Source organism: Candidatus Coatesbacteria bacterium (assembly GCA_014728225.1).
In the GTDB taxonomy this organism is placed as follows: domain Bacteria; phylum RBG-13-66-14; class RBG-13-66-14; order RBG-13-66-14; family RBG-13-66-14; genus WJLX01.
Genome location: WJLX01000123.1, coordinates 1 through 6,533 on the forward strand (window position 1 = coordinate 1; position 6,533 = coordinate 6,533).

Below are 6,533 nucleotides of genomic sequence, written 5' to 3' on the forward strand. Positions count from 1 at the left end.
CGGTTTTTGCGGAGGCGGACCGTTGCCGCCGTTCCAACGGTCGCCGAGATGCAAAAACCGTGCCGGTTCCGGCGGTGGTTTCCGTGACGATTGGGTCCGGCCCGGGGTGGTTTTTCAACGGCCCGCCCGGCAGCGCGGGCAGACACCGGAGACGTGGAGTTCGACGGCTTCGGCCCGGTAGCCCGGCGGCAGCGCGACCTCGGGCGGTCGGGTGTCTTCCAGGCAGAGGGCGCGTCCGCAGACGTTGCAGGTGAAGTGGGCGTGGGGGCGGCTGCGCAGTCCCCAGCGTCTGCCCTCGGGGGTGTTGACGGCTCGCAGCAGTCCGGCGGCTTCGAGGTCGCGCAGGGCGCGGTAGAGCGAGACCCGGTCCGGCGGCGGCTGAAGGCGGTCGAGGAGTTCGCTGCGCGAGAGGGGACGCGGACTATTTTCCAGCAGGCGCAGCAGGCGGTGGCGGTTGCGGGTGCAGCGCAGACCGCGGCGATGCAGCTCGTTGACGAGATCGCGGTTGCTGTCGGGGTTGCCTGAGGCCATGACAACCTGATTGTACCGCAACCATGTTGCAATATCAACGGGCTTGCCGTTGACATCGCCCCGTCGTCGCGGGTAGGATTGGTCCGCCTGTAGGCCGACCCCAACCCCCAACGAACGGACAAGAAACCGACCATGGCCAACCTCTTCAACCGCTTGAGCGACTGGTACCGTGAGCTTCCCGTCGCCGGCAAGATCCTCTACCCCCTCGGCGCCGTCGTCGTCCTCGGCGGTATCGTCACCGGAGCCCTGCTGCTGTTCGGCGGTCCCGGCGAAGGGGGCACCCTGATCCCCGAGGACGTCGAGGTGCTGGAGGTCGAACTGCCGCCGGTTCGTCAGTTGACCGACGGCCAGGGCAACGACTTCACCCCGGCGCCCTCCCCCGACGGGAGCCGGATCGCCTTCTGTTCCGACCGCGCGGGCAATCGGGATCTCTACAGCGTCGATACGACGGGCGGCGACCTGGTCCAGTTGACCCACGACACCGCCGAGGAGTGCGACCCCCACTACTCACCCGACGGCTCCCTGCTGGCCTACGCCAGCGACCAGGCGGGCAAGGGTTTCGACATCTGGGTCGCCGAGGCCACCGGCGCCGATGCCAAGCGGTTGACCGTCGATGTGGGCGACGAGTTCGAACCCCGCTGGAGCCCGTTGCCCTTCCGCACGGACCAGGCCTATCACCGCCTGCTCTACACCGCCGACAAGGGCGCCTTCACCATCCGCGACAACGGTACCGACCGCCGTCCCGTCGACTTCGCCGGCGACGGGGGCCGGGTCGAGCACACCCGCTGGAGCCCCCACGGTTTGGGTTTCATCGCCCAGCGGGAGACCGATGACGGCCCGCAGATCGTCGGTTCCGGGCTGGAGGAGGTCGTCGCCCTGGAGGGTCTCTACGGGCGCCGACCCGTCCTGGCCCCCAACATGACCGGTATCCTGTTCATCGGCACCGTCGGCGGACGTCACCGGGTCTATTACTACGAGCCCGCGCGCAACCGGCTGCTCAAGCTCAACGAGCTGACCGAGCCCGGCTCCCTGGCCTGGGCGCCCGACGGGGCGGGCTTCTACTTCACCGATGCCGTCGACGGTTACAGCAAGCTGTTCTATCAGGAGCTGCCCCTGCCTCTGGCCGACGTGGTCAACCTCTGGCAGTATCCGGAGCTGACCCCGGCGGCCCTGGAGGCGCTGGAACGCGGCGGCGTGGTCCATCCCGGTCGGCGCTGGGAGCTGTTCAGCGATCTCTACCTGGCCCAGGATCCCGGCGAGGTCCTCTACCCGGCGGACTACCACCGTCCGAGCTACATCACCGCCGACGTCGTTCTCGAGCTGACCGACTACTACTTCGACTTCTTGCTGCAGAGCTGTGAGGAGGAGACGGTCCGGCCGGCCCTGGACAGCTTCTTCTTCACCCTGGGCGAACGGGTGGCCCAGGAGCGCCACCGCCTGCAGGAGGCCCGGGAGTACGCCCTCGGCTCGCCGGGTTCGCAGCTCGTCGAGGCCCTGGGCGATGACGAGGCCTACGTGCGGGTGACGGCGGCCCTCGACTACCTGGGCGACTACTTCGCCGTCGGCGGCGAGCTGTTGGTCCCGGCGGCCCAGATTCGCCCCGAGATCCCCAACCCCGACGCCCACGCCGCGGCCAACGCGGTGCGCCGGGGCACGGGTCCGGCCCCAGTGGTCAGCCGCGAGGGAACGACCTACCCGGCGGAGCTCTTCAGCCCCCCGACGGCCTACCAGCGCAACAGCGCCGCCGCCGACTACTACCGCGCCCACGCCTGGGCCAGCCTGGTCAAGTTCGACCTGACCGATCCCGAGCGGGCCCTCGAGGCCGCCGTGGCCACCCACCTGCTGGCCACCGGCGAGACGCGGCAGGCCTGGGAGCGGCTGGACGGCTTCTTCGCCGAACACTACGGCGACCCCGACGATTTCGATATCGACACCCTGGATGACCTGCTGCGGCGCTCCTACGGCGCCGACGTCGCCCTGGCCGAGCTGACCGACCCCGAAGGGCTGGAACGATTCATGGCCGCCTGCGGCGAGCTGCAGGAGCAGATCGGCGGCGTCGATCCCGCCGAGGCCGACGAGCCGCCGACCTTCGCCCTGTTCGCCGAGCGCTCCTGGCCCCTCGAGGATTATCTGACCGGTCTGAGCGGTTTTTCCGGCGGCGCCGACGACTTCGGCCGCACGGCCAAGCTGCTGGACATCGCCGCCGCCAACGGTTCCGTCGCCGCCTGGCGGCAGTTGGTCGAGGTCCAGGGCGAGGACGGATATCCGGGCTACGTGGGCGCCCTGGAGGCCGTCCAGCTCGAGCTGCGGCGCAACACCGGCGGTCTGTTCTACGAGCTGCTCTACTGCCTGCGACCCTACCTCGACGATCCGCCGACCCCCGTGGAGGACGGCCTCGACGAGACCGTCCAGCGAGCCCTCGGGCTGCGCGGCGCTTACTGCTGCTGCGGTTTCCTCACCGCCCGCTCCGCCGAGCCCGGCGGCGTCGAGGGTCAGCTCACCCCCCAACCGCCCGCTCCGGCCCAGGGCGAGATCGTCGACGTCGGTCTGCCCCACGTTTTCCTGGAGCCGTCGCCCAAGCTGTTCGAGCGCCTGGCCGAGCTGGTCAAGAATCATCACGACACCCTGCGTGAGAACGAGCTGTTCCCCGAGTTCGCCGCCGGCGCCGGCGGGCTGCCCACGACCTACGTCGGCCAGGAGGGCTCCGTCGAGGAGCTGATGGCCCAACCCAGCGTCAGCGCCCAACCCGTCGGCATCCGCGTCGAGGATACCTACCTGGCCTTCTATGAGTTACTCGGTCGTCTCGGGGCTCTGGCCCGCCAGCAATCCTCCGGCGTTGAACTGACCGAGGAGGATCGACGCTTCCTGCTGGGCTTCGGCCGCCGTCTGGCCGCGCTGACCGAGGACTGTTTCCGCGGTGGTGTCCCCGGCGCCGGAGGCCGGTCGACCAGCGCCCGCAGCGCCGCCTACAACCTGGGGGCAAACGCCCAGGGAACCATGTACTTGAACGCCGGCGTCGCCGGGGCCGAAGAGGTCCTGCGTCTGGTCGACAGACCCGCCGGCGGGCGCCTGCTGGTCTGTGGCGCCGCTTACGCCTACTACGAGCGCACCGGATACACGCCGTTGGAGCGCACCGCCTGGCTGAGTGAGCTGGAGACCGCTGTCCCGCCGCGACCCGGCTGGACCGCCTCCTTCATTCCCGCCGCTGAAGCGACGCCCTGACCGTAACCGGGAGGTTACGATGCGTCCCAGGATTCTCTTTATCGCCGTCGCCCTGTTCACGGTGATCGCCGCTGTTCCCGCCGCCGCCGAGCTCACCGATGACCTGGCCCGCCTCAGCACCGAGTTGGGTCGGGCCGCCGACGACGCCGTCCGCCTGGACGTCCTCGCGCGGCTGACCGCCCTGCTCGAGGAGGTGGAAGAACCGCAAAGCATCCCGCCGGCCCTCGTCACGCGCCTGCTGGACATGGCCGACCGCGCCGCCGAGCCGGCGCTGCGACGTGACTCCGTCAGCGTGCTGGGCCTGTTGGGCGATCCCGACGCCGCTACGACCCTCGTCCGGCTCCTGCGCGACGACGCCGACTTCGGCGTCCGCCGGGCCGCCGTCGACGCCCTGGTCCGCGTCGGCGACCGTGACGACGCCGTCCTGATCGCCGAAACCGTTCTAGGCGCTGAACCCTCCAGCGACTACCAGTTACGCGCCGGGGCCTACCGGGCCCTGGGCGCCTTGGGCCTGGACGACGAGGCCCGATTGCTGAACCTCTTCCGCCGGGGTCTGGCCGACCCCTACCCCGCCGTGCGCATCGCCGCCCTGGAGATGCTGCGCGCCCGGGGTCTGGCCGCCGAAGTCGGTCAACCCGAGTTGCGCCGGGCCTACGAGTTCGAGACCGCTTCCGCCGTGCGCGGCGAGCTGTTGGTCACCCTGGCCGTCGTCGACGGCGAAGAGACCCTGGAGCTGATCGAAACCGCCCTCGGGGACGCCGAGCTGCGCGCCGACGCCCTGCGCGCCCTGGCCGCCGTGCCGCCTTCCGGCGAGCGCGACGAGGCTGCCGACCTCCTCGAGGAGGCCTTCGCCGATAGCACCGACAACGCCGAGCGGCTGGAGATCGCCGGTTACCTGGTAGAGCTGCGGCGGCGCGAGGCCGCCCTGGAGGCCCTGACCGCCCTGTTGCTCGAGGATCCGCCCGGCGACGAGGAGCGTGTCCTCGAACTGCTGCGCGAAAACGGTCACCCCGCGGCTCTCGAGACGACGGCGGACTTCGTCATCGCCAAGCCCGCCGTCGGACTGGCGACGATGCGTGCCGCCGTCGAACTGCTGGGCGACGCGGACCTGCTGGCCACGGCCGACGAGGATCAGTTGGAAGACGCCGACGAGGCCCTGTCCGCCCTGTTGCGGCAGAAGCATGACCCCGTCCTCTACGCCGACCTCCCCCCGGCGGTGCGGGCCGTCGAGGCCGCCTGGCGGGGACGCTTCGACGACGAGGATTGGAACGACCGCCTGCGCGAGCGCGTCGAACTCCTCGACGAGCTCGACGAGCCGGCCGCCCTCGAGGCGCTGACTATCCTGCTCGGACGCGGGGATGAACCCGTCCTGGTCGACGAGTTGAACGACTACCTGGAGTCCGAGCCGACGGAGCCCCGCGCCGTCGCCGCCCTCCACGCCCTGGGCCTGGGCGGTTCGACAAAAGCCCTGCCCGTGCTGACCGAGTACGCCCGCTCCAGCCGCCCCGGTGACGTCCAGCTCTCCGTCGCCGCCCTGGAAGCCCTCGGCGAGCTGGGACTGCCCGAATCGGCCCCCGTGCTGACCCGGGTGCTGGAAGACCCGGCGACGCCGCCGCTGCGCTTGACCGCCGCCGCCCGGGCCTGCGCCGCCGTGGCCGACCCCAACCTGCTCTTCCCCCTCCTCGAAGTGCTGGAGGGCGCCGTCGAACCGGAGAGCCGACAGGCCGCCGCCTACGCTCTGGCCGCCTTCTCCGAGCCCCAGGCCCTGGCGCCCCTGGCCCGGGTTCTGCGCTCCGACGCCAGCCCCCGGGTGCGCCGCGAGGCCTTCGTTGCCTACTGCCACAACCTGCCGGCTAACCCCAGCGACGAGCAACTGCTGCCCCTCTCCCAGTACCTCTCCACCAACGACCCCGGCGACGACGACCGGAGCTGGACCGCCGTCGAGCTGCTGTTCACCAAGCTCGGCGCCGAGCGGATCGAGGAACTGCTCGAACACCCCCAGCCCTCCGTGCGCCGACTGACCGTCCAGTACCTGACCCGCCGGGCCGCTCCCGGCGACCGGGAGCTCCTCGAGGGCGCCCTGGCCGACCCCAACCTGCTGGTCAATATCGCCGCCGCCCGCGGCCTGGGCGAGCTGGGCGACTCCGCCGCCGCCGGAGCCCTCAAGGCCGCCTTCAACCAGACCTTCGACCTGTACTACGCCTCCACCAAGGACTCCAGCCACTCCACCGTTAACGTCGACAAACTGCGCCGGACCATCGAAGACGCTTTCCTGCGCCTCTCGATCAACCCCGCCGAGGTCGAAGAAACCAAACTCGACAAACCCCAACTCGATACCGGTCCCGAAGAAGAGCCCGAGACCCGACGGATGGAGGTCGTCGTCGACGCCCTGCGACTGCGCGACGCACCCTCCACCACCACCGGCAACAAGATCGGCATGCTCTACCTCGACGACGTCGTCGAGGTCCTGAGCGTCCAGGATAACTGGGCCGAGGTGCGCACCGCCGACGAACGAGCCGGTTGGGCCTGCATCGAACTCGAAGGCGAGACCTTCCTGCGCGACACCGAGCGACCCCTCGTACCACCCGCAGAGCCCGATAACGACGAGACCGACGGCGAAGCCGCGGAAACCGACTAGCAACGCCCCAAACACGGCGAGCGTTGAAAAACAGCCGCCGACACCACCGATCAACGTCAGAAAGCCAGCCGCCGGAACCGGCACGGTTTTTGCGGAGGCGGACCGTTACCCTCGTTCGTAACGGTCGCCGAGATGCAAAAAC

The 6,533-nt window shown here is 70.1% G+C and carries 3 protein-coding genes; 2 read left to right on the forward strand and 1 reads right to left on the reverse strand.

The features are described 5' to 3' along the window. Positions 1-114 precede the first annotated feature (114 nt). Positions 115-531 (reverse strand): transcriptional repressor, encoded by a 417-nt coding sequence (locus GF399_08835; protein MBD3400424.1) that lies wholly within the window; start codon positions 529-531, stop codon positions 115-117. 132 nt (positions 532-663) lie between these two features. Here GF399_08835 and GF399_08840 point away from each other — a divergent pair, with 132 nt between their 5' ends. Then, a complete protein-coding gene (locus tag GF399_08840) occupies positions 664-3,753 on the forward strand; it encodes a DUF3160 domain-containing protein (GenBank protein MBD3400425.1) in 3,090 nt (1,029 codons plus the stop codon). 19 nt (positions 3,754-3,772) lie between these two features. Next, complete coding sequence (locus tag GF399_08845) at positions 3,773-6,391, forward strand: SH3 domain-containing protein (protein MBD3400426.1); 2,619 nt, start codon at positions 3,773-3,775, stop codon at positions 6,389-6,391. The last annotated feature ends 142 nt before the right edge of the window (positions 6,392-6,533 follow it).